At 74.8% G+C, this 19,006-nt stretch carries 21 protein-coding genes; 13 read left to right on the top strand and 8 right to left on the bottom strand.

The features are described from left to right. Nucleotides 1-65: 65 nt before the first annotated feature. Complete coding sequence (locus Mam01_RS27850; protein WP_204288121.1) at nucleotides 66-533, bottom strand: SPW repeat protein; 468 nt, start codon at nucleotides 531-533, stop codon at nucleotides 66-68. Between the two features lie 212 nt (nucleotides 534-745). Between Mam01_RS27850 and Mam01_RS27845 the strand changes: the two genes are divergently transcribed. Beyond that, on the top strand, nucleotides 746-1,600 hold the full coding sequence (locus Mam01_RS27845; protein WP_204288120.1) for a DMT family transporter: 855 nt from the start codon (nucleotides 746-748) through the stop codon (nucleotides 1,598-1,600). Here Mam01_RS27845 and Mam01_RS27840 read toward each other — a convergent pair. After that, nucleotides 1,533-2,873, bottom strand: a complete 1,341-nt coding sequence (locus Mam01_RS27840; RefSeq protein ID WP_204288119.1) for an MGDG synthase family glycosyltransferase — start codon at nucleotides 2,871-2,873, stop codon at nucleotides 1,533-1,535. The genes Mam01_RS27845 and Mam01_RS27840 overlap by 68 nt on opposite strands. Nucleotides 2,874-3,000: 127 nt before the next feature. On the opposite strand from Mam01_RS27840, the gene Mam01_RS27835 reads away from it, so the two are divergent. The 7 genes from Mam01_RS27835 to hpnH all read left to right on the top strand — a co-directional run bounded on the left by Mam01_RS27835 (nucleotide 3,001) and on the right by hpnH (nucleotide 11,737). Next, a complete protein-coding gene (locus Mam01_RS27835) occupies nucleotides 3,001-3,711 on the top strand; it encodes a polysaccharide deacetylase family protein (protein WP_204288118.1) in 711 nt (236 codons plus the stop codon). A gap of 208 nt (nucleotides 3,712-3,919) precedes the next feature. Continuing rightward, nucleotides 3,920-4,771, top strand: a complete 852-nt coding sequence (gene hpnC / locus Mam01_RS27830) for a squalene synthase HpnC (protein WP_204288117.1) — start codon at nucleotides 3,920-3,922, stop codon at nucleotides 4,769-4,771. Beyond that, nucleotides 4,746-5,912 (top strand): phytoene/squalene synthase family protein, encoded by a 1,167-nt coding sequence (locus tag Mam01_RS27825; protein ID WP_239101673.1) that lies wholly within the window; start codon nucleotides 4,746-4,748, stop codon nucleotides 5,910-5,912. Before hpnC ends, Mam01_RS27825 begins: the two co-directional genes overlap by 26 nt. Further along, nucleotides 5,909-7,321 carry a hydroxysqualene dehydroxylase HpnE gene (gene hpnE, locus Mam01_RS27820; RefSeq protein WP_204288116.1) on the top strand — a complete coding sequence of 471 codons (1,413 nt, stop codon included), beginning with the start codon at nucleotides 5,909-5,911 and terminating at the stop codon, nucleotides 7,319-7,321. Before Mam01_RS27825 ends, hpnE begins: the two co-directional genes overlap by 4 nt. Continuing rightward, complete coding sequence (gene shc / locus Mam01_RS27815; RefSeq protein WP_204288115.1) at nucleotides 7,318-9,189, top strand: squalene--hopene cyclase; 1,872 nt, start codon at nucleotides 7,318-7,320, stop codon at nucleotides 9,187-9,189. The genes hpnE and shc overlap by 4 nt, the downstream gene beginning before the upstream one ends. Further along, nucleotides 9,186-10,733: a 4-hydroxy-3-methylbut-2-enyl diphosphate reductase gene (gene ispH, locus Mam01_RS27810; protein WP_204288114.1), complete on the top strand. Its 1,548-nt coding sequence runs from the start codon at nucleotides 9,186-9,188 to the stop codon at nucleotides 10,731-10,733. The genes shc and ispH overlap by 4 nt, the downstream gene beginning before the upstream one ends. Further along, entirely contained in the window at nucleotides 10,733-11,737 is a 1,005-nt protein-coding gene (gene hpnH, locus Mam01_RS27805) for an adenosyl-hopene transferase HpnH (RefSeq protein ID WP_204288113.1), read from the top strand. Before ispH ends, hpnH begins: the two co-directional genes overlap by 1 nt. Before the next feature lie 16 nt (nucleotides 11,738-11,753). Here the strand turns inward: hpnH and Mam01_RS27800 are convergent, their stop codons facing one another. Continuing rightward, nucleotides 11,754-12,491: an SDR family NAD(P)-dependent oxidoreductase gene (locus tag Mam01_RS27800; RefSeq protein WP_204288112.1), complete on the bottom strand. Its 738-nt coding sequence runs from the start codon at nucleotides 12,489-12,491 to the stop codon at nucleotides 11,754-11,756. A 175-nt stretch (nucleotides 12,492-12,666) separates the two neighbouring features. Here Mam01_RS27800 and Mam01_RS27795 point away from each other — a divergent pair, with 175 nt between their 5' ends. From Mam01_RS27795 to Mam01_RS27785, 3 genes are read left to right on the top strand one after another with little or no spacing between them, the layout of a single operon-like run. After that, nucleotides 12,667-13,254 carry a hypothetical protein gene (locus tag Mam01_RS27795; protein WP_204288111.1) on the top strand — a complete coding sequence of 196 codons (588 nt, stop codon included), beginning with the start codon at nucleotides 12,667-12,669 and terminating at the stop codon, nucleotides 13,252-13,254. Beyond that, the gene (locus tag Mam01_RS27790) at nucleotides 13,251-13,775 is read left to right on the top strand and encodes a hypothetical protein (protein WP_204288110.1); all 525 of its coding nucleotides are present in this window, start codon (nucleotides 13,251-13,253) and stop codon (nucleotides 13,773-13,775) included. The genes Mam01_RS27795 and Mam01_RS27790 overlap by 4 nt, the downstream gene beginning before the upstream one ends. Further along, nucleotides 13,772-14,503 (top strand): GDSL-type esterase/lipase family protein, encoded by a 732-nt coding sequence (locus tag Mam01_RS27785; protein WP_204288109.1) that lies wholly within the window; start codon nucleotides 13,772-13,774, stop codon nucleotides 14,501-14,503. The genes Mam01_RS27790 and Mam01_RS27785 overlap by 4 nt, the downstream gene beginning before the upstream one ends. 287 nt (nucleotides 14,504-14,790) lie before the next feature. On the opposite strand, the gene Mam01_RS27780 is transcribed toward Mam01_RS27785, so the two are convergent. After that, nucleotides 14,791-14,982, bottom strand: coding sequence for a putative antibiotic biosynthesis monooxygenase (locus Mam01_RS27780; protein ID WP_204288108.1), 192 nt, complete (start codon nucleotides 14,980-14,982; stop codon nucleotides 14,791-14,793). Nucleotides 14,983-15,155: 173 nt separating this feature from the next. Here Mam01_RS27780 and Mam01_RS27775 point away from each other — a divergent pair, with 173 nt between their 5' ends. Then, nucleotides 15,156-15,389, top strand: a complete 234-nt coding sequence (locus Mam01_RS27775; RefSeq protein WP_117410272.1) for a ribbon-helix-helix domain-containing protein — start codon at nucleotides 15,156-15,158, stop codon at nucleotides 15,387-15,389. Next, on the top strand, nucleotides 15,386-15,835 hold the full coding sequence (locus Mam01_RS27770; RefSeq protein WP_204288107.1) for a PIN domain-containing protein: 450 nt from the start codon (nucleotides 15,386-15,388) through the stop codon (nucleotides 15,833-15,835). Before Mam01_RS27775 ends, Mam01_RS27770 begins: the two co-directional genes overlap by 4 nt. Here the strand turns inward: Mam01_RS27770 and Mam01_RS27765 are convergent. Genes Mam01_RS27765 through Mam01_RS27750 form a run of 4 tightly spaced genes read right to left on the bottom strand, consistent with a single transcriptional unit; the run spans nucleotide 15,832 to nucleotide 18,941 of the window. Then, nucleotides 15,832-16,428 carry a response regulator gene (locus Mam01_RS27765; protein ID WP_204288106.1) on the bottom strand — a complete coding sequence of 199 codons (597 nt, stop codon included), beginning with the start codon at nucleotides 16,426-16,428 and terminating at the stop codon, nucleotides 15,832-15,834. The genes Mam01_RS27770 and Mam01_RS27765 overlap by 4 nt on opposite strands. Then, nucleotides 16,428-17,537 carry a sensor histidine kinase gene (locus Mam01_RS27760; protein WP_204288105.1) on the bottom strand — a complete coding sequence of 370 codons (1,110 nt, stop codon included), beginning with the start codon at nucleotides 17,535-17,537 and terminating at the stop codon, nucleotides 16,428-16,430. The genes Mam01_RS27765 and Mam01_RS27760 overlap by 1 nt, the downstream gene beginning before the upstream one ends. Nucleotides 17,538-17,541: 4 nt before the next feature. After that, a complete protein-coding gene (locus tag Mam01_RS27755; RefSeq protein WP_204288104.1) occupies nucleotides 17,542-18,231 on the bottom strand; it encodes an ABC transporter permease in 690 nt (229 codons plus the stop codon). Continuing rightward, entirely contained in the window at nucleotides 18,228-18,941 is a 714-nt protein-coding gene (locus Mam01_RS27750) for an ABC transporter ATP-binding protein (RefSeq protein ID WP_204288103.1), read from the bottom strand. The genes Mam01_RS27755 and Mam01_RS27750 overlap by 4 nt, the downstream gene beginning before the upstream one ends. Between the last annotated feature and the right edge of the window lie 65 nt (nucleotides 18,942-19,006).

The following is a 19,006-nucleotide window of genomic DNA, read 5'->3' as shown; positions in this document are numbered from 1 at the left end:
TGACGCTCCGCCAGGGGACGCCCGAGCGGCCCGCCGCGCGGAGCGGCGGGCCGCCGGACGGCCGGTCACCAGTTGCCGAGCCGGTGCCCGCTCCGCTCGCCCCGCTCGTGCCGGCGGTAGACCTGCGCCATGCCCAGCGCGGCGGCGCCGAGCGCGAAGATCACGATGCCGGTCACGACGTTGTTCCAGATGGTGCCGGTGGTGGCCTCGCCTCCCCCGCGCACCACCCAGGGCGAGACCAGCGCCCAGACGCCGAGTAGCGGGATCAGCCACCCCATGCCGTAGGTGCGTCCGAAGGCGGACGCGAGCCCGAGGGCCAGGGCACTGACCACGAGGCCCGTGATCAGGTTGCTGATGGTCAGCCCGGGGAAGCGAAAGAACCCGACGATCCAGGGCGACAGCGCCAGATAAAGACCCGCCAGGAAGGACAGCCCTTCCAGTACCTGCGCGGGAGCCGTCGAACCCGCCCGGTCGTAGGTCTGGCGCAGTTCGGCGATGTCGGGATGACGCTCGATGCCGGTAGGTCCAACCATGACTGGTCCCGCCTTTCCTGCTGGTTGCGTTTGCGCGGACGGCCATACCCTCACAAATCACACAATTCTCCATTTTGTGTAATATCTCGCTGATTGTTTGCTTTTAGCGGGATAAATTGCCATTCGGGGATTCGCTGGAAGATAGCGGCAGATTCGGCCGGGGAGGGTACCGAAGAGGTCCGGCCGAGGGTGCGGAGACGGGGAGGGGGGTCATGATCGCTGTTGTCCTGGCGGTGCTCGCTGCGGCGGCCAACGCCGTCGCGTCGGTGCTGCAGCGCCGGGCCGCCCGCGGCATGCCCCCCGGCGAGGCCTTCCGGCTGGGGCTGATCCTGCACCTGCTGCGCAGTTCCGCCTGGCTGGGCGGCATCGGGGCACTGATCGCGGGGTTCCTGCTGCAGGCCGCCGCGCTCTCGTCCGGAGGGCTCGCCCTCGTGCAGCCCCTGCTCGTCGCGGAACTGCCGATCACGATGCTGGTGGCGGGCTGGATGTTCCGGATCCGCGTCTCCCCGATGACGTGGCTGGCCATCGCGGCGCTCACGGCAGGGCTGGCCGGGTTTTTGGGGGCAGCCTCCCCCACGCCGGGCGACCGCCTGCCGGGCGTGCTGGGCTGGACGATCTCGGCGGGCGTGACCGCCGGGCTCGTGGCCGGCTGCGTGGCGGTCGCGATCGCCTCCGGCGGCGCCACCCGCGCCGTGCTGCTCGGGGTCTCCGCCGGGCTCGGCTTCGCCTACACCGCCGTGCTGATGAAGCGCACCGTCGAGGTGCTGCCCGACGGGCTGCGGGCCCTGTCCGGCGCCTGGTCGCTGTACGCCATGGTGGCCGCCGGCCTGTGCAGCCTGTTCCTGCTGCAGAACGCCCTGCACAGCGGGCCCCTGGTCGCCGTGCAGCCGGCGCTGACCGTGACCGACCCCGTCGCCAGCACGGCGTACGGCGTGGCCCTGTTCGGCGAGGGCATCCGCACCGGCCCGTGGGTGCTGCCGGAGCTGACCGGCATGGCCCTCATCCTGTACGGCAGCGTGCTGCTGTCGCGGCACGCGCCGCTGCGGGAGAGTGTCGGGAGACCGTGACGGGCGCGTCGTCCGGCCGCGCGAAGCGGAGCAGCAGGGCCTCCGCCGGCTCCGCGGCGAACAGCGCCTCCGCGCGGGTGGTCAGCGCGGCCCGGGCGGGCGAGCCGGGGGCGAGCCGGTCGAGTTCCCGGAGCAGCCGGGCGGGACGGCGCACGTGGACGCTCACCCCGGCGCGGGCCATCGCGAGCACCCCGTCCCTGCCGTGACCGGGGATCGGCAGGCAGGTCACGACGGGCGTGCGTGCGGCGAACGCCTCCCGGCAGGTCAGCCCGGCGGCGTTGTCCACCAGCGCGTACGCCGCGGCGAGCAGGCCGGGCAGGTCGTCGCGCCACCCGAGGGCGAGCCCCACCGGCCGTGGCGCCGACCGCGTTCCGCCGGCCTCCACGGCTCCGGCGGCATCGCCCAACCCTTTTGCACCTACCGCCTGTCCGGCCATCGCCACCTCCGTCCCGCTCGTCTCTGTCCCGCTCGCCTCCGCGAACAGGCGCGTCAGGCGGCGGCGTAGCCGCTCGTTGCGCCCGCACAGCACGACGGGCACGTACCGCCCGCTCTCCGGCGAGCCGTCTCCGCGTCCGGGGCGGCACAGGGCGCGGGCCGTCCGCACAACCCGGCCGACTCCCCACGCGCCCGCGCCGACCAGCACGATCCGGTCGCCGTCGGGCAGTCCCAGCCGGGCGTGGACGCCTCGCCGCGGCGCTCCCCCTGCGGCGAACCCGGGCCGCACGATCGGGGCGTGCCGGAAGGCCGGGCGGCCGGTGGCGGCCGTCACGGCGAGCGCGGTGGCCGCGTCCGGGCACAGGTACCGGTCGTTGCCCGCGTGCAGCCAGAGGCGGTGCGCGGCGAAGTCGGTCAGTACGACCACGCTGGGGACCGCCAGCCGTCCCCGGGACCGCAGGTGCCCGGCGGCCTGGGCGGCGACGTGGAAGACCGGCACCAGCAGCGAGGGCCGCAGGCGGCGCACCACCCTGTTCAACCCGGCCGCCGCCACGACCGTCAGCGGCGAGACCCCGCGCGCCCGCCCGGAGGACGCGCGCCGCGACACGAAGAAGATCCGGTAGACGAGGGCGTACAGCCACGGGGCCCGGAGCATCACGGTGCGGTACCACCAGCGCAGGACCGACCCCAGCCGCAGCGGCAGCAGGGCGAGCACGTCCACGACCGCCACCCGGACACCGGCGGCGGCGAGGCGGCGGGCCAGTTCGGCGGCCACACCGTCGTGACCGGCCCCCATCGACGCGCTGACGATCAGCACCTTCGCCGCCGGTGGTGTCATGGGCCCCTCCCAGCGAGTGGACGACGACGCGGCGAGGCGCCGGATGCCGTCTCCTGCTCTCGTTCCCGGCCGGGCGACTCCGGACACCGAGGCATATACAGATTCAGGTCGGGCGATACTGGACCCGATGAGACGTCGCGTGGCCGCCGCCGGAGCGGCGCTGCTGCCCGTCGCGGCGCACGTCGCGCCGGGCGCGGCCTGGCTGCCCGCCGTCCGCCGCCTGCTGCCCGCCCTCGCGGGCGAGGGGCGTCCCGGGCACGTCGCGCTGACCTTCGACGACGGGCCCGATCCCCGGTCGACTCCGCTGTTCCTCGACGAACTCGCCCGGCTCGGCTGCCGGGCGACGTTCTTCATGCTGGGCGAGATGCTCGACCGTCATCCCGGCCTCGGGCGGAGCGTCGCGCGGGCCGGGCACGAGGTGGCCGTGCACGGCTGGCACCACGTGAACGCCCTGGTCGCCCGGCCGGGCCGGGTCGCGGCGGAGATGGGCCGCGCCGCGCGCCTCGTCGCCGAGGTCACCGGCGCGCGGCCCGCCTGGTACCGCCCGCCGTACGGCGTGCTGAGCGCCGAGGCGCTGCTGGCGGCGTGGCGGCACGGCCTGCGCCCGGTGCTGTGGACGGCGTGGGGCGAGGACTGGACGCGGCGGGCCACACCGGAGTCGGTGCTGCGGACCCTGACGCCCGGCCTGCGGGGCGGCGCCACGCTGCTGCTGCACGACTGCGACCACACCTCCGCCCCCGGGTCGTGGCGCTCGGCGCTCGGCGCGCTGCCCGAGGTGGTCGGCCGCTGCCGCGCCGCCGGTCTGCGGATCGGGCCGCTCAGCGCCCACCTCCTGTGATCCTTCGGCAGAGCTTTGCCGGCGGCCGGAAGCGCCAACGGCGGGCAACGGTTCCGCCGGTCCCCGACGGCTCCTCCGGGCGTTTCTTTGGCCCGCCTTTCCGTCCGCCCTCGTCCGTGTACGCCGGGTTGCCCGTCCGGTCACCCGCGCAAAGCCGCCGCCCGATCTGTCGGGTTTTGGGGGGATTTGCGATGGAGATTCTCCAGACATGTCCGCAGCGGACGTACGCGACGCCGCGCGCCGGGAGAACTTCCCGGTGGCCTCCCGGCTGCTGCCGCGCGGGTACCGCCGCGACCTGATGGCGGTGTACGGGTTCGCCCGATACGTGGACGACGCCGGTGACGAGGCGGACCCCGCGGAGCGGCCCGCCCTGCTCGACGCCGTCGAGGCCGACCTCGGCCGCCTGTACGCGGGCGGCGTCCCGCGCCTGCCGGCCGTACGCGCGCTGGCGCCGCTGGTCGCCCGCCGGGCCGTGCCGAGCGCTCCGTTCCTGCACCTGGTCGAGGCGAACCGGCGCGACCAGGTGGTGCGGCGCTACGACACGTTCGCCCAGCTGCTGGGCTACTGCGAGCTGTCGGCCAACCCGGTCGGCCGGATCGTGCTGCACGTGTTCGGGCTGGCGACGCCCGAGCGGGCGCGGCTGTCCGACCTCGTCTGCTCGGCCCTCCAGGTGATCGAGCACTGCCAGGACGTGGCCGAGGACCACGCCCGCGGCCGCGTCTACCTCCCGGCGGAGGACCTGCGCCGGTTCGGCGCCGGGGAGGCCGACCTGGCCGCCGCGCACGCCTCCCCGCGGCTGCGCCGGGTGATCGCCCTGCAGGCCCGCCGTGCGGCCACCCTGCTCGACGAGGGGATGCCGTTGCTGGAGACCCTGCGCGGGTTCGCGCGCACGGCGGTGGCCGGCTACGTCGCGGGTGGCCGGGCGCAGCTCGTGGCGCTCGAACGCCGCCGGCACGACGTGCTGGGCGGCGCCCCGCGTGCCCGCCGCCACGCGGTGCTGCGCGAGTGGGCGCGTGTGCTGAAGGAGGTGGACGGTGACGGTTCCCGGCGCGATCCCTGATCCCGTCCCCGAGCCTCTGGCCGGCGCGGCGCCGGACCTTCCGGCCGGGCGGGCGCCGGAGACCGGTCAAGTGTCGACGCCGGGGCCGGTGCCGGTGCACGTGTCGCGGGCGTACGGGCACTGCGAGCACGTCGTCCGCACCCGGGCGCGGAACTTCGCGTACGGCATCCGCCTGCTGCCCCCGCCGAAGCGGCGCGCGCTCAGCACCGTCTACGCGCTCGCCCGGCGGATCGACGACGTCGGCGACGAAGCCGGGCCGGTGGCCGAACGACTGGAGCGGCTGGAGCAGGAGCGCAGGCGGCTGCGCGCCCTCAAAACGCCGCCTCTCGATTTCCTGGGCCCTGATTCCCTGGTGCCTGGTTCGATGGCGGGCGGACGCATGTCCGCCGACGTGGCGGCCGATCCCGTGATGGTGGCGCTGGGCGACGCCGCGGCGCGCTTCCCCCTTCCCCTTGGGGCGTTCGAGGAGCTCATCGACGGATGCGCCGCCGACGTCGCCGGGGCGCGTTACCGGTGCCACGACGACCTGGTGGGCTACTGCCGGCAGGTGGCCGGGTCGATCGGGCGGCTGTCCCTCGGCGTGTTCGGCCTCGCCGACGGCGCGCTCGCGAGCGGCGGCGGCGAGCGGACGCTGCGGCGCGCGGCGGCCCGGGCGGACGCCCTCGGCGTGGCGCTGCAGCTCACCAACATCCTCAGGGACCTGCGGGAGGACCGCTGCGCCGACCGCATCTACCTGCCCGCCGACGACCTGCGCAGGTTCGGCTGCACGCTCGGGCTGAGCCCGAGGGGAGACTTCACGGACCCACCCGAGCGGCTGGCCGGGCTGATCCGGTTCGAGGCCGCACTGGCGCTCGGCTGGTACGCCGAGGGCATGCGGCTGATCCCGCTGCTCGACCGGCGCAGCGCCGCCTGCACCGCGGCGATGGCCGACATCTACCGGCGCCTGCTGGGGCGGATCGCCGCCGACCCGGCGCGGGTCCTGGCCGGGCGGCTGTCGCTCGCGCCGTGGGTCAAGGCGATGGTCGCGGCCCGCGCCCTCACGGGCGGGGCCCAGGGAGAGCCACAGGGGAAGTCACGGGGAGACGCACGGGGAGACGCCCGCGGAGACTCGCACGGGGACGCACACGGGGAGTCCCGATGACCGGCCCCCTGCACGGCCCGGACGGCGCGGTCCCGCCCGTGGCGGTGATCGGCGGCGGCCTCGCCGGGATCACCGCGGCCCTGGCCGTCGCGGAGGCCGGCTGGCCGGTGACCCTGTACGAGGCCCGGCCCCGGCTCGGTGGGGCCACCCACTCCTTCGCCCGCGGCGGCCTCACGGCCGACAACGGCCAGCACGTCTTCCTGCGCTGCTGCACGGCGTACCTCGGCCTGCTCGACCGGCTCGGCGGGACCGGGCGGGTGCGCCTGCAGGAGCGCTTCGACGTGCGGGTGCTGACTCCGCACGGCGAGCGGGGGCGGCTGCGCCGGGCCGCGCTGCCCGGGCCGTTCCACCTGCTCCCCGCGCTCGCGCGCTACCGGCTGCTGTCCCCCGCCGACCGCCTGCGGGCGGTGCGCGGCGCGCTCGCGCTGCGCGGGCTCGACCCGGCCGCCCCCGCGCTGGACCAGGCCGCGCTCGGCGGCTGGCTGGCCGCCCGGGGCCAGCGGGAGACCGTGCGGCGCGCCCTGTGGGACCTGTTCGCGGTGGCCGCGCTCAACATCTCCGCCGACGAGGCGGCGCTCGGGCCCGCGGCCATGGTGTTCCGTACGGCCCTGCTCGGCCGCGCCGACGCCGCGGACATCGGCGTGCCGTCCGTGCCGCTCGGGGAACTGCACGGCGGCGCGGCGCTGACCGCCATCACGCGGGCCGGCGGCACGGTGCGGATGCCGGCGAAAGCCGAGGCGATCCTGCCGGCCCCGCCCGGCCTGCCGGGGCCGTCGGTCCTCGTCGGCGGCGCGCGGGTGGAGACCTCCGCCGTCGTCGTCGCCGTCCCCCACGGGCAGGCCGCGCGGCTCGTGCCGGCCGAGGCGGCGCCGGACCGCGACGCGTGGGCGGGGCTCGGGGCGAGCCCGATCGTCAACGTGCACGTCGTCTACGACCGGCCGGTCACCAGCCTGCCGTTCGCCGCGGCCGTCGGCTCTCCGGTGCAGTGGATCTTCGACAGGACGGCGGCGGGCGGGCTGACCCGGGGGCAGTACCTGACGGTGTCGGTGTCGGCGGCCCGGCACTGGATCGACGTGCCCACGGCCGCGATGCGCGCCGCGTTCGTGCCGGAGCTGGAGCGGCTGCTCCCGGCCACGCGGACGGTGCGGCTGCTCGACTTCTTCATCACCAGGGAACGGCGGGCGACCTTCCGCCAGGGCCCGGGGAGCGGCGCGCTGCGCCCCGGGGCGGCAACCCGGTGGCCGGGGCTGTTCCTGGCCGGCGCCTGGACCGGCACCGGCTGGCCCGACACGATGGAGGGCGCCGTGCGCAGCGGCCTGGAGGCGGCCCGCCTGGTGCGGCTGCATCTCACCCACCCCAGCCGGTTCGGCCACGTCAGGGAGCCCGCGCGAGCGGGGTGGGCCCGATGACCGCGCTCGTCACCGCCGCGTCCCGCGCCGCGACCGCGCTCGAAGCGGCCCGCGACCACCTGCTCGCCCTGCAGTCGCCGGAGGGCTGGTGGAAGGGCGAGCTCCAGACCAACGTGACCATGGACGCCGAGGACCTCCTGCTCCGCGAGTTCCTCGGCGTGCGGACCGCGGCCGAGACGGCCGAGGCCGCCCGGTGGATCAGGTCGCAGCAGCAGGCGGGCGGCGGCTGGGCCAACTTCCACGACGGTCCGGCCGACCTGAGCACCACCGTCGAGGCGTACGTCGCGCTGCGGCTCGCGGGCGACCCGCCGTCCGCGCCGCACCTGCGCGCCGCCGCGGACCTCGTACGCCATCTGGGCGGCGTCGAGTCGGCCCGGGTCTTCACCCGGATCTGGCTCGCGCTGTTCGGCCTGTGGCGGTGGGAGGACCTGCCGGTGATCCCCCCGGAGATCGTGTTCCTGCCCCCGTGGTGCCCGCTGAACGTGTACGACTGGGCCTGCTGGGCGCGGCAGACGATCGTGCCGCTGACGATCGTGACCGCGCACCGGCCGGTCCGCCCGCTGCCGTTCGGCCTGACCGAACTGCGCACCGGGCGGCGCCCGCCGTCACCCCCGCGTACGAGCGTGGACACGGCGTTCGCGGCGCTCGACCACATGCTGCACCGCTACGAACGGCGGCCGCTCGCCGGGCTCCGCCGCGCCGCGCTCCGGCGGGCGGCCGAGTGGGTCGTCGCCCGGCAGGAGGCCGACGGGTCGTGGGGCGGCATCCAGCCGCCCTGGGTCTACTCGCTGATCGCGCTGCACCTCTCCGGGTACGACGCCGGGCACCCCGTCATGCGCCGGGGGCTGGCCGGGCTGGACCGGTTCACGATCAGGGAGGACGGCTCGCGCAGGCTGGAGGCGTGCCAGTCGCCGGTCTGGGACACCGCCCTCGCCGTGATCGCCCTCCTGGACGCCGGCCTGCCGCGCGAGCACCCGGCGCTGGACCGGGCGGGCGAGTGGCTGCTCCGCGAGGAGATCCGGGGGCCCGGCGACTGGGCCGTGCGGCGCCCGGGGCTCGCCCCCGGCGGCTGGGCGTTCGAGTTCGACAACGACGGCTATCCCGACGTCGACGACACGGCGGAGGTGATCCTCGCGCTGGGCCGGTGGGGCCGTCCGGCCGCCCGGGACGCCGTACGGCGCGGGCTGCGCTGGATGGCCGGGATGGCCTCCCGTGACGGCGGCTTCGCGGCGTTCGACGCCGACAACACGCGCGCGCTGTGCCTGCGGCTGCCGTTCTGCGACTTCGGCGCGGTCATCGACCCGCCGTCGGCCGACGTGACGGCGCACGTGGTGGAGGCGCTCGCCGCCGAGGGCGAGGCCCGCTCCCCCGCCGTACGGCGGGCCGTGACGTGGCTGCTGCGGGCGCAGGAGCCCGGCGGTTCGTGGTTCGGCAGGTGGGGGGCGAACCACGTGTACGGCACCGGGGCGGTGCTGCCCGCCCTCGCCGCCGCCGGGGTGCCGCCCGCCGCGCCCTGCGTACGGCGCGCGGTCGCCTGGCTGGAGGCGCACCAGCACCCCGGCGGCGGCTGGGGCGAGGACATGCGCTCCTACCGCGACCCCGCCTGGATCGGGCGGGGCGAGCCGACCGCCTCGCAGACCGCCTGGGCGCTCATCGGCCTGCTGGCCGCCGGAGAGCGTGGCCCGTCCGTCGAGCGCGGGGTGGCCTGGCTGGCCGGCACGCAGCGCCCGGACGGCACCTGGGACGAGCCGCACTACACCGGGACCGGCTTCCCCGGCGACTTCTTCATCAACTACCACCTCTACCGGCTCGTGTTCCCGATCAGCGCGCTCGGCCGCTACCTACAGGCCCGGGAGGGGACTCGATGACGGATCTGATCGTGTGCACCGCGCTCGGCATTGAGGCCCGGGCCGTGGCCCGGGGGCTGCGGCCGGTGCGGGAGCGTCCCCGCGTCCGGGTCGTCCGGGTCGGGATGGGGCCGGACCGGGCGGCGCGCGCGGCGGCCCTGCTCCCGCCCGCCGGCGCCCTCGCCGTCACCGGCTTCGCGGGCGCCCTGGACGACGGGCTGCGTCCCGGGGACGTGCTCGTCGCCACCGAGGTCCGCTCAGGGGTCCACTCCGGGGACCGCGTGTGGCCGTGCCCCTCCGCGCCTCTGCTCGCCGGCGAACTGGCCCGCGCCGGGCTCCGCACCGTCACCGGCCCGCTTGTGACCTCCCCTCGCGTCGTCGCGGGCCGCGACCGCCGCGCGCTGGCCGCCGAGGGGGCGGTCGCGGTCGACATGGAGAGCGCGCCGCTGGCCGCCGCCGCGCGGGGACGGCCCTTCGCCGCCGTACGCGTGATCGTGGACACCCCCGCCGCCCCCCTGCTGAGCCTCGCGACGATGGGCGGCGCGGCCGCGGCGTGCCGCACGCTGGCCCGGATCGGCCCGGTGCTGGCGCGGTGGGCGGCGGCCACGGGCCCCCGGCGGGTGCTGCTCGCCTCACCCCGCTCGTTCTGCGCGGGGGTCGAGCGGGCCGTCGAGATCGTGGAGCGGGCACTCGTCCGGTACGGCCCGCCGGTGTACGTGCGCAAGCAGATCGTGCACAACGCCCACGTCGTACGGGACCTGGAGCGGCGCGGGGCGGTGTTCGTGGACGACCTGGCCGAGGTGCCCGACCTGCCCGGGGGCGCGGTGACCGTGTTCTCCGCGCACGGGGTGTCGCCCGCCGTGCGGGAGGAGGCCGCTCGGCGCGGCCTGCGGGTGGTCGACGCGACGTGCCCGCTGGTCGCGAAGGTCCACGCGGAGGCCCGCCGGTTCGCCGCCCGGGGCGACCTCGTCGTGCTGATCGGCCACGCCGGGCACGAGGAGGTCGAGGGCGTGCTCGGCGAGCTGCCCGGCGCGGGGGTGCTGGCCGAGGACGAGGCCGGGGTCGAGGCCCTGCCCGCGTCTCTCGCCGAGGGGCGCGGGGTCGCCTGCCTGACGCAGACCACGCTGGCCGCCGACGAGGCCGGGGAGGTCGCGGCGGCGGTCCGGCGGCGCTTCCCCGGGGCGGAGGGGCCGCGGGGCGACGACATCTGCTACGCGACGACCAACCGCCAGCGCGCGGTGCGGGCGGTGGCCGCCGAGGCCGGGCTGGTCCTGGTCGTCGGGTCGGCGAACTCGTCCAACGCCCGGCGGCTGACCGAGGTCGCCGCCCGTTCGGGTCGTGACGCGGCTCCCCTCGCCCGGCTGGTCGACGGCCCGGGCGACATCGCGCTGGAGTGGCTGCGCGGCGCGCGGACGGTCGGGCTGACCGCGAGCGCGTCCACCCCCGCCTCGCTGGTGGACGCCATAGTGGCGGCCCTCGGCGGGCTCGGGCCGCTGGAGGTGGAGGAACGGCGGGTGACCGAGGAGGACGTCGAGTTCACACTGCCGAAGGAGGTGCGGCCCTGATGCCGATGCCCTTACGTCAGAGCCTTCGCGTCGGTGGGTACGTCCTGCGCCAGCGGTTGCGGCGGCGCAGGCGGTTCCCGCTGCTGGTGGAGCTGGAGCCGTTGTTCGCCTGCAACCTCAAGTGCGCGGGCTGCGGGAAGATCCAGCACCCGGCCGGCGTGCTCAGGCAGCGCATGCCGGTCGGCCAGGCGGTCGCCGCCGTCGAGGAGTGCGGCGCGCCGATGGTGTCCATCGCCGGCGGGGAGCCGCTCATGCACCCCCAGATCGCGGAGATGGTCCGGGCGCTGGTGGCCCGGCGGAAGTACGTCTTCCTGTGCACCAACGCCCTGCTGATCCCGCGCAAGATCGACCAGTTCACGCCCTCGCCGTACTTCGCCTGGGCGGTGCACATCGACGGGCTGCGCGAGCGGCACGACGCGTCGGTGTGCAAGGAGGGCGTGTTCGACCAGGCGGTCGCGGCGGTGCGGGAGTGCCGGCGGCGCGGCTTCCGCGTCACCACCAACACCACCTTCTTCGCCGGGGACAACCCGCGCACGGTGATCGAGGTGCTCGACTACCTGAACGACGACCTGCGGGTCGACCAGATGATGATCTCTCCGGGGTACGCGTACGAGAAGGCCCCCGACCAGGACTGCTTCCTCGGGGTGCGGCAGACCCGCGAGCTGTTCCGCGCGGCCTTCGCCGGAGGCAACCGGGGGCGCTGGCGGCTGAACCACTCGCCGCTCTACCTGGACTTCCTGGAGGGGAGGATCGACTTCCCCTGCACGGCCTGGGCCATCCCGTCGTACTCGGTCTTCGGCTGGCAGCGGCCCTGCTACCTGATGGCGGACGGGTACGCCGGGACCTACCGGGAACTGGCCGACGAGACCGACTGGAGCGCCTACGGGCGGGGCCGCGACCCGCGCTGCGCCAACTGCATGGCGCACTGCGGCTACGAGCCGACGGCGGTCTTCGCCACCATCGGCTCCCTGCGCGAGTCCCTGCGCGCGCTGCGCAGCCCTTGAGTGACCGTACGCGGGTTCAGGGGTGGCCGAAGCGGCGGGCGAGGGCGCGGAACGGGCCGGGCGCGGCGCCGTGCAGGCGGGCGGGCAGCCGCAGCCAGGCCGGCACGTACACCTCGGCGCGGCCGCGCTCGACGGCGACCGCGACGGCCCGCGCCACCCGCTCCGGTGGCACGGGCACGGGCCGGCGGCGCGCGTACGGCGTGCCGCGCCGCGCGAAGAACGGCGTGTCGACCACCCCGGGCACCACGGTGGTCACCCCGATCCCGGGCAGCTCGTAGCGCAGGCTCTCGGCGAAGGCCAGCAGGCCCGCCTTGGTCGCGGCGTAGACCGCCTCCTCCGGGACCCCCACCACGCCCGCGATCGAGGCGACGTAGACGAGGTGCCCGCGCCCGCGCTCGACCATCGCGGGCAGCAGCAGCCGGGTGAGCCGCACGGGGGCCGTCAGGTTGACCGCGATCAGGCGTTCCGCCGTGCCGCCCGGCATCCGCGTCAGCGGCCCGCTCCAGCCCTCGCCCGCGTTCGCGACCAGCACGTCCACCGGCCCGGCGCGCGCGGCCAGTTCCTCGGTCCCGTCCTGTGCGAGGTCGGCGGGGACGGCCTCGCCGCCGGTCCGGGCGGAGACGGCGGCGAGCGCCTCCCGGTCGCGCCCGGACAGCACCAGGCGGGCGCGGCGGGCCCACAGTTCGAGCGCGATCGCCGTGCCGATGCCCGACGACGCGCCCGTGACGAGCACCCGTGCCCCCGCCAGCCGCATCCGTCCTCCCCCTTCTGTGGCTGTACCCGCGGACGCGGCGTCCCACGGCTGCAGAAGACGCCGCACGGCGGGAGAAGCGGCCCGCGGCCGCCGGATCGCACCATGGGACGTACGGGCTCGCGATCCGTGCCGGGCCCTCAGGTCAGGTCACAGGCTCCCGGATCGAGGTTCTCGCATGGCGACCGGAACGGCTTCCACACTGCGATCGCCCGGCCTGCTGCCGGCGCTCAACACCCGCCACCATCGCGCCGCTCTCGGGGTCTTCGCGTTCGTCGTCGTGGCCCACTGGGCCGAGCACATCGCCCAGGCGGTGCAGGTCTACGTGCTCGGCTGGCCGCTGCCCGAGGCGCGCGGCGTGCTCGGCCTGCCGTTCCCGTGGCTGGTGACGTCCGAATGGATGCACTACGGCTACGCGCTGCTGATGCTGGCCGGCCTGCTCATGCTGCGGCGCGGCTTCACCGGCCGGGCCCGCACCTGGTGGAACGTCGCGCTCGGCATCCAGGTCTGGCACCACTTCGAGCACCTGCTGCTGCTCGTGCAGGCGACGACGGGCGACAACCTGCTGGGCCGGCCCGTGCCGACCAGCATCATCCAGCTTCTGGTGCCGCGCATGGAACTGCACCTGTTCTACAACACCCTCGTCACGATCCCGATGGTGGTCGCGATGATCCTGCATCGCCGTCCCACCACCGCCGAGCAGGCCGCGATGCGCTGCTCCTGCGCCCCGCACCCCGCGCCGCGGCCACGAGAGGCCATGGCGTGACGGCGGACCCCGGGCCGCGCCGCGGCTCCCCCGCCTTCACCGCCGCGCTCACGCTTTTCGCGCTCTTCCTGCTCTTCCTGGCCGTGCCCGGCATCGGACCGGCCGTACGGGCCGCCCGCGCGGACGGCGTCCCCGGCACCTTCACCGCCCGCTCGGTCGCCTGCGTGGAGCACCCCGGCCACGAGTCCTGCACGTGGAACGGCGACTTCCGCTCCGACGACGGCGCCATACGGCGCGACGGCGTCGAACTGTACGGCGCCGACCGCGACATGCTGCGGGAGGGGCAGGAGACCCGGGCCGTGGACGTGGGGCGGCCGAGCCGGGTCTACGGCCCCGGTGGTTCCATGGAATGGGTGTTCACCGCGCTGCTGCTGCTCGCCGCGGGCGGCATCCTGCTCGTCGCGTACGGCGGGCCGGTGCGGCGCCTGCTCCACACCCGCACGAGCACCCGCACGAGCACCCGCACTGGGGCTCACAGTGGGGTGCCGGACTCCGGAGGCGTGCCATCCCACAGCCGATGACGCAGCCGCCGTCGCAGCCGGTGACGTGCCCGCCCACCATCATGGTGGTGGGCGACTCGCTCAGCCACGGCTCGGACGGCGACTACACGTGGCGGTACCGGCTCGCCCGCCAGTTCGCCGCGCGCGGCGCGCCGGTGCGCTTCACCGGGCCGTGGACGGGCACCCGCGCCCCGCCCCGTGCACACCGCAGTCCGCCTCATGCGCACCGCTCCCCGGTGGGCGGCTACCGCCCGGGGATCGGCTTCCCCGGCGACCGGCACTACGCCCGCTGGGGCCGCCTCATGGAGGAGGCCAGACGGAACATCGCGGACGCCGTCGCAGCACACCGGCCCGGCCACCTATTGGTCGCGCTCGGCTTCAACGACCTGGCCTGGGGCGTGAGCGGCCCCGACCGCCTGCTCGCCCACGTCGCGGAGTTCGTGGACCGGGCCCGCGCCGCGCGGCCGGACCTGCGGTTCCTCGTGGCCGACGTGGTCCATCGCACGCCGCTGCCCTCCCTGCCGCATCTGCCGGGAATCACCGAGGCGTACAACGCCCGGCTGCCCGGCCTCCTGGCCGCCCTGTCTACGCCACGCTCCCCCGTCGTCCCCGTGGGCCTGGCCGCCGTCTACGACCCGTACGCCGACACCTACGACGGCCTGCACCCCGGCGTCGCCGGCGAGTTCACGATCGCGAAGGCCTTCGCAGGCGCGTTCCTCCCCGCCCTCGTCACCGGGCGGGCCGGCTGAGCCGGCCTTCAGCGCCGCGTAGCCGAGCACGACCACCAGGGCGCCCATCAGGTGGACACGCCGCGGTGCCTCCTCCCCTGGCGCCGGCCAGAACCGCAGAACGCGGGTGACGATCGGCTCACCGGCCAGTTGAGGATGCCGACGGCCACCACTCCGGGTGACGCGATGGGCGATCACCACCGTCACCGTCCGATGCGCCGGAGACTCGCCGACCAGCACCTCCTGGTCCTCGGGCCGGGCGAGCAGGCCCCTTCCCTCCTCCAGCAGCCGCCTCCGCCGGGGCGAGTTCAGCCAGGCTTCGAGCTGGTCCGTTCTCGGAAACGGAAAACGACCACCCATTCTCCGGCCATGCCGTCGCCGGGCGGATAAATCTCTTTGTCCATGAAACCGGCAAAACCTCGCGCCAGCTCGGTCGATTCTTCCTGCCAACGCCGGTAGTCGCTCTCACGCCCCTTACGCACTTTCTGCGTGATGAGCACAGCCCGGCGGAGACTGGCAGCAGTACCTCGCGAACCCGCTCGACGAGATCAAGGCGGAACTCCGCGCCCTCAGCGAGCGGATCGCGAACCTGGAGAGCAGGAAGGTCTGAGCCGCGCGGCTTTTCCCGCGAACCGGTGGACTACCGACGGTATGACTCAGTAGCCTTCCGAGTATGACCAAGAAGATTACGATCTCTTTGCCGGACGAACTGGCCGACGAGGCACAGGCGTCCGGCAACGCCTCGGCCTACATCGCCGCGGCGCTGCGCGAGCGGCGGCGCGTCCAGGGCGACCTGGCCATCATGGCCGATTTATGGGGTCCGGGCTGGCAGGACGGCATCACCGACGACGACAGCGCCCGCGCGGCCCGCCTCATGGGCGGGGACGCCAAGGCGGACGCCGCGTGACCGACCCCGTCCCACCGACCGGTGTCCTGTCCGGCCACGTGCTGGACCTCGACGCCGTCGTCCACCTGATCGAGGGCAAGAGCATGTACGGCAGGGCGGTCGTGCGGCAGTCCTCCGCGCACGGCGTCACCCTCCTCGTTCCCGCGCTCGCCGTCCAGGTCCTCTCGCTGGGCCCGATCCAGCCCCGCCTCGAACGCTTCCTGCGCATGTCGATGGTCGTCACCGGCGCGCTGTCGCCCGACGACGCCGTCGAGGGCGGGCCGTACGCGCAGGCGATCAGGGCGAGCCTGCGCCGGCACCGGCCCGCGGCGGCCGACGCGCGCCTGGCCGACGTGCTCGTGGCCGCCCACGCCGTCGTCCACGCCACCCGCCGCGACTGGCGGATCATCACCCCGTCCCCCTACCTGTACGAGGGCCTGGACGTCCGCCTGGAGATCCTCCCCTAGATGAGCCCTCGCTCCATGGCCACGACGACGGCCGCGGCCCTGCTCTCGACACCGAGCTTGGCGAAGACGTGCTTGAGATGCGTCTTCACCGTCGTCTCGCTGATCAGGAGGGTCCTGGCGATCTCCTTGTTCGCCGACCCACGCGCCACCAGACGCAGCACCTCCAGCTCGCGCGGGCTCGGATCCGGGACCGCGGGCCTGCTCATCAGGGCGGACGCGACCGACGGCGCCAGGACCGCTCCGCCGGCGGCGGCCGTGCGGACCGCTCTGTGCAGTTCCTCGCGTGGCGCGTCCTTCAGCAGGTAGCCCGCCACCCCGGCGGCCATGGCCCGGGCCACGTCCGCATCCGTGTCGTAGGTGGTCAGCACGACCACCTTGATCTCCGGGTGGCTCGCCCGAAGCCGTTGGATCGCCCCGACACCGTCCAGGCCGGGCATGCGAAGGTCCATCAGCACCACGTGCGGCCGCGCGCTCCTGGCCAGGGCCAGCGCCTCGAACCCGTTGGACGCCTCCGCCACCACCTCGATGTCCGCCACGTGGTCGAACATGCCGCGCAGTCCGTCGCGGACCACCGGATGGTCGTCGACGATCATCAATTTGAGGGGATGCGCAGGCACAGGGCCGTCCCCTCCCCCGGAGCGGACTCCACGGTCAGCGTTCCCCCGACGCCACCGGCCCGCTCCCGCATGGCCGCCAGCCCGTAGCCCGCGCCGCGCACGTCCGGATCGAAACCCACCCCGTCGTCGAACACGTCGAGCGTCACCTCATCGTCCATGTAGGTCAGCGTGATCGCGACCCTGCCCGCCCGGGCGTGCTTGGCCGCGTTCGCCAGCCCTTCCTGCGCCGTACGCAGGAGCGTCGCTCCCACCTCGCCGGGCAGCGGCCGGGGCGTCCCCTCCACCGACACGGCCGGCGCCACCCCCGACGTCCGCGACCACCGTGCGGCCACCTCCGCGAGCGCCGCCTCGATCCCCGCGCCTGCGAGAGGGCCCGGCCGCAGCGCGTCGACCGAGCGCCGCGCCTCCTGGAGGTTGTCGCGTGCCAGCTCCTTGGCCAGCGCGATCCTCTCTTTCACGACGCGCAGGTCGGGCATCGCCTGCTCGGCCGCCTCCAGTTGGGTCACGATTCCGCTCAACCCCTGCGCGAGGGTGTCGTGGATCTCCCTGGCCAGCCTCGCCCGCTCCTCCAGCACCCCGACCGTCCGATTCTGCGCGCTCTGCCGGGACACGTAGTCCACGAACAGTCCGATCGCCACGACGAGACCGGAGCTCCCGACGAGCCGCCACAGGACGTCGGGACCGTCCAGATAGCCTCTGGCGGCGAACGTGCTGAGGACCGTCGCCACCGCCCCCACGTACGACCAGGGGCTCACCAGCATCAGGTACGGCTGGGGCATCAGCCCGAAGACGACCACGTCGAAGGACCGGTCCCGCGACACCAGCAGGATGTAGAGCGCGCAGACGACCGCCAGGTGGAACGCCATGGGGTTCAGCCGCCCGAGCAGCCGCGGCCGCCGTACGACGAAGAAGCCGTGCCAGCCGGCCATGAGCGCCACGATTGCCGGCGTGAGCAGGCCGGGGCCCGTGCCCCCGCCCGCGCCCCCGCCTGTGCCGTCCCCGTACGAGAGGATCAGCCCGAGCGCCAGACAGGCGTAGTACAACAGGTGGAAGGCGCGCAACCAGCGTGCCTCCCAGACGTTCACGTCCTCACTCCCATCGGAACAGCGCGGCGCCGGTGGCCGTGGCCGCCACGATTATCCCGGCCAGGATCAGCAGGGGAAAGAGCGCGGCGGTGCCCGACCAGGCGTCCCCCAGGGCTTCCACGGCCGGGGTCAGGGGCAGGAAGTCGCCGATCTGACGCAACGAGCCGGGCAGGGCCCTCCTGGGCACGGCCGCGCCGGACAGGAAGATCATCGGGAACATGACCAGCATGCCGATCAGGCTCGCGCCTCTCGCGGTGCGCACGACCGCGGCGATCACGAAGCCCAGCGTGCAGACCATCACCGAGCAGAGCAGGAAGGCGGTGGTCAGCATGAGGACGTCGCCGGGCGCCCGCGCGCCGAACACCGCGATCGTCACGACCACCAGCAGCGCGGAGCCCGCCAGGCCCGCCGCGACCTGGGCCACCAGCTGGGCGCCGAGCAGCAGAACCGGGGAGATCGGCGTGGTGGCCAGCCGCTTGAGCACCTTGCGCTCGCGGTAGGAGGCCAGCAGGCCCGGCAGCGCACCCATCCCGCCGATGGCGGCGATCATCGCGAGGTAGCCGGGGACCGCGCCGCTGTCGCCGCGTTTGAGCACCAGCAGCATGAGAGGAAAGGCCACCATGAAGAACAACGAGGCGGGGTCGCGCGACAGCAGCCTGAGCTCGGCGGCCGCCAGAGCCGTGAACGCCTTCATCGGTCCGTTCCCTCCAGGGCGAGGTAGGCCTCTTCCAGCGAGGCGGTTCCGGTCCGGGCGACGAGCTCGCCCGTGGTGCCCGCCGCCGCCACCCGGCCGCGGGCGAAGACGGCGACCCGGTCGCAGAGCGCCTCTATCTCGTCGAAGTAGTGGCTGACCAGCACCACGGTGGTGCCCGCCGTCTTCAGGTCGTGGACCAGCCGCCAGGTCTCGCGGCGCGCGATCGGGTCGAGACCCGTGGTCAGCTCGTCGAGCACGACCATCTCGGGGTTGCCTACCAGGGCCAGCGCGAGCATCAGCCGCTGTCTCTGCCCGCCCGACAGGTCGCCGAACGCCTTCCCCGCCAGCGGCCGCAGACCCCAGCGCTCCATCACCCCCCGCCAGCCGGACCCGTCCCGGTAGAACGAGCCGAACATGCGCAGCGCCTCGGCCACCGTGATCCGCTCGGGCAGGGAGCTGTCCTGCAGTTGCACGCCGAGACGGTGAGCCAGGGCTCTCCGCCTGCGCGCCGGATCCTCGCCGAGCACGCGGACCGTGCCCGCGTCGGCGCGCCTGAGTCCGATCAGGCACTCGACGGTCGTGGTCTTCCCGGCGCCGTTGCGGCCGATGATCCCGAACGTCTCACCGGACCGGACCGTGAACGTCACCCCGTCCACGGCGCGGGTGTCCCCATAGGACTTGCGGAGGTCCGTCACCTCGATTGCTTCCATGCTCTGAGGTTCCCGGCGGGGCCGATCACGCGGCATCACCCGGTACGTCGCCCGGCGTCACCCGT

Source organism: Microbispora amethystogenes, from assembly GCF_016863015.1.
GTDB classification, from domain to species: Bacteria; Actinomycetota; Actinomycetes; order Streptosporangiales; family Streptosporangiaceae; genus Microbispora; species Microbispora amethystogenes.
This window is presented reverse-complemented; position numbering and strand designations above follow the sequence as displayed.

Excerpts from the sequence above, each read along its gene's own strand:
- Mam01_RS27850 (WP_204288121.1), bottom strand. The coding sequence starts at position 533 with ATGGTTGGACCTACCGGCATCGAGCGTCATCCCGACATCGCCGAACTG.
- Mam01_RS27845 (WP_204288120.1), top strand. The coding sequence starts at position 746 with ATGATCGCTGTTGTCCTGGCGGTGCTCGCTGCGGCGGCCAACGCCGTC.
- Mam01_RS27840 (WP_204288119.1), bottom strand. The coding sequence starts at position 2,873 with ATGACACCACCGGCGGCGAAGGTGCTGATCGTCAGCGCGTCGATGGGG.
- Mam01_RS27835 (WP_204288118.1), top strand. The coding sequence starts at position 3,001 with ATGAGACGTCGCGTGGCCGCCGCCGGAGCGGCGCTGCTGCCCGTCGCG.
- hpnC (WP_204288117.1), top strand. The coding sequence starts at position 3,920 with ATGTCCGCAGCGGACGTACGCGACGCCGCGCGCCGGGAGAACTTCCCG.
- hpnE (WP_204288116.1), top strand. The coding sequence starts at position 5,909 with ATGACCGGCCCCCTGCACGGCCCGGACGGCGCGGTCCCGCCCGTGGCG.
- shc (WP_204288115.1), top strand. The coding sequence starts at position 7,318 with ATGACCGCGCTCGTCACCGCCGCGTCCCGCGCCGCGACCGCGCTCGAA.
- ispH (WP_204288114.1), top strand. The coding sequence starts at position 9,186 with ATGACGGATCTGATCGTGTGCACCGCGCTCGGCATTGAGGCCCGGGCC.
- hpnH (WP_204288113.1), top strand. The coding sequence starts at position 10,733 with ATGCCGATGCCCTTACGTCAGAGCCTTCGCGTCGGTGGGTACGTCCTG.
- Mam01_RS27800 (WP_204288112.1), bottom strand. The coding sequence starts at position 12,491 with ATGCGGCTGGCGGGGGCACGGGTGCTCGTCACGGGCGCGTCGTCGGGC.
- Mam01_RS27795 (WP_204288111.1), top strand. The coding sequence starts at position 12,667 with ATGGCGACCGGAACGGCTTCCACACTGCGATCGCCCGGCCTGCTGCCG.
- Mam01_RS27785 (WP_204288109.1), top strand. The coding sequence starts at position 13,772 with ATGACGCAGCCGCCGTCGCAGCCGGTGACGTGCCCGCCCACCATCATG.
- Mam01_RS27775 (WP_117410272.1), top strand. The coding sequence starts at position 15,156 with ATGACCAAGAAGATTACGATCTCTTTGCCGGACGAACTGGCCGACGAG.
- Mam01_RS27765 (WP_204288106.1), bottom strand. The coding sequence starts at position 16,428 with ATGATCGTCGACGACCATCCGGTGGTCCGCGACGGACTGCGCGGCATG.
- Mam01_RS27755 (WP_204288104.1), bottom strand. The coding sequence starts at position 18,231 with ATGAAGGCGTTCACGGCTCTGGCGGCCGCCGAGCTCAGGCTGCTGTCG.
- Mam01_RS27750 (WP_204288103.1), bottom strand. The coding sequence starts at position 18,941 with ATGGAAGCAATCGAGGTGACGGACCTCCGCAAGTCCTATGGGGACACC.